Genomic DNA, 2,360 nt, shown 5'->3' on the forward strand with positions numbered 1-2,360 from the left:
AGACCAGGGGTGCAACGCTATGCACCTTCGTATGAAAGCCGTTCCCGCGGCGGAAATACAACTGGTTAAGCTAGAAAGAGCGCAGGGTGGATGCCTTGGCACTAAGAGCCGATGAAAGACGTGATAAGCTGCGAAAAGCTTCGGGGAGGAGCAAATATCCTTTGATCCGGAGATCTCTGAATGGGGAAACCTACTTGAGTGTACCTCAAGTGACGTATGGTGAATACATAGCCATACGCCGGGAACCCGGTGAACTGAAACATCTAAGTAGCCGGAGGAAGAGAAAGAAACATCGATTCCGAAAGTAGCGGCGAGCGAAATTGGAAGAGCCCAAACCGGAATGCGTGCATTCCGGGGTTATGGACCACGTTATGTGACCCGTATGGTAATGGAACAGTCTGGGAAGTCAGACCAGAGAGGGTGAAAGTCCCGTACATGAAACCAGAAGGGAGCTAGTGGGATCCAGAGTACTGCGAGACACGTGGAACCTTGCAGGAAGTCGGGGGGACCACCCCCCAAGGCTAAATACTCCTTAGTGACCGATAGCGCATAGTACTGTGAAGGAAAGGTGAAAAGGACCCCGGGAGGGGAGTGAAAGAGAACCTGAAACCCTGTGTTTACAAGCTGTGGAAGCACGTTAAGGTGCGACCGCGTACTTTTTGTAGAACGGTCCGGCGAGTTGCGGATGCTGGCAAGGTTAAGCACTTTAGGTGCGGAGCCGAAGCGAGAGCAAGTCTGAATAGGGCGTCAAGTCAGCATGTGCAGACCCGAAACCGGGTGATCTATCCATGTCCAGGTTGAAGCGAAAGTAAAATTTCGTGGAGGACCGAACGCACATCCGTTGAAAAGGGTGGCGATGAGGTGTGGATAGGGGAGAAATTCCAATCGAACCCGGAGATAGCTGGTTCTCCTCGAAATAGCTTTAGGGCTAGCCTCGTATTAGTCTGGTGGAGGTAGAGCACTGAATTTCCTAGGGGGCGTCAAAGCCTACCGAAGAATATCAAACTCCGAATGCCATACAGATGATGTACGGGAGTCAGACGGCACGAGATAAGTTGGGTCGTCAAAAGGGAAAGAGCCCAGACCTGCAGCTAAGGTCCCAAAGTGTGTGTTAAGTGGAAAAGGATGTGGGATTTCAAAGACAACTAGGATGTTGGCTCAGAAGCAGCCACACATTCAAAGAGTGCGTAATAGCTCACTAGTCGAGAGGTCCTGCGCCGAAAATGTCCGGGGCTGAAACACAACACCGAAGCTCAGGAATGTATTTATACATTGGTAGAGGAGCATTCTTAAAGGGGCGAAGCAGTACCGATAAGGAGCTGTGGACTTTTAAGAAGAGAGAATGCCGGAATGAGTAGCGAGATGGAGGTGGGAATCCTCCAGGCCGAATATCTAAGGTTTCCAGGGTAAAGCTGATCTGCCCTGGGTAAGTCGGGGCCTAAGGCAAGGCTGAGAAGCGTAGCTGATGGACAACAGGTTTAGATTCCTGTACCACATGGTATCAGAACTGTGGGGACGCAGAGGGATAAGATGACCGGGGGACAGATTCCCGGGCAAGCGTAGGAGGTGTCAGGTAGGCAAATCCGCCTGATAAGCCAAAGACGTGACGCGGACCGAACTAAAGTAGGGAAGCATCCGATTCCAGCTGCCGAGAAAAGCCGCTATTGTGTACCATGTGCCCGTACCGTAAACCGACACAGGTGGATGAGGAGAGAATCCTAAGGCCGGCGGGAGAAGCATTGTTAAGGAACTCGGCAAAATGACCCCGTAACTTCGGGATAAGGGGTGCCAGAGAGATCTGGCCGCAGAGAATAGGCTCAAGCAACTGTTTAGCAAAAACACAGGTCTATGCGAAACCGTAAGGTGATGTATATGGGCTGACGCCTGCCCGGTGCTGGAAGGTTAAGAGGAGAGGTTAGAGCAATCGAAGCTTTGAATTGAAGCCCCAGTAAACGGCGGCCGTAACTATAACGGTCCTAAGGTAGCGAAATTCCTTGTCGGGTAAGTTCCGACCCGCACGAAAGGCGTAATGATTTGAGCGCTGTCTCGACAATGCACCCGGTGAAATTGAAATACCAGTGAAGATGCTGGTTACCTGCGCCAGGACGGAAAGACCCCATGGAGCTTTACTCCAGCTTGATACTGGGATTCGGTAATGCATGCACAGGATAGGTGGGAGGCTACGAGTACGGAACTCCGGTTTCGTATGAGCCGCTGTTGGGATACCACCCTTGCGTTACTGGGTTTCTAACCATGGTCCATGATCTGGATCGGGGACAATGTCAGGTGGGGAGTTTGACTGGGGCGGTCGCCTCCGAAAGGGTATCGGAGGCGCTCAAAGGTTCCCTCAGAATGGTTGG

At 51.9% G+C, this 2,360-nt stretch carries 1 rRNA gene (running past one end of the window); it reads left to right on the forward strand.

Annotated elements, in window-relative coordinates:
• Window positions 1-63 precede the first annotated feature (63 nt).
• A 23S ribosomal RNA gene (locus DW826_RS17700) occupies window positions 64-2,360 on the forward strand (it continues 626 nt past the right edge of the window).

Source organism: Clostridium sp. AM34-11AC (assembly GCF_003435375.1).
GTDB classification, from domain to species: Bacteria; Bacillota; Clostridia; order Lachnospirales; family Lachnospiraceae; genus Pilosibacter; species Pilosibacter fragilis.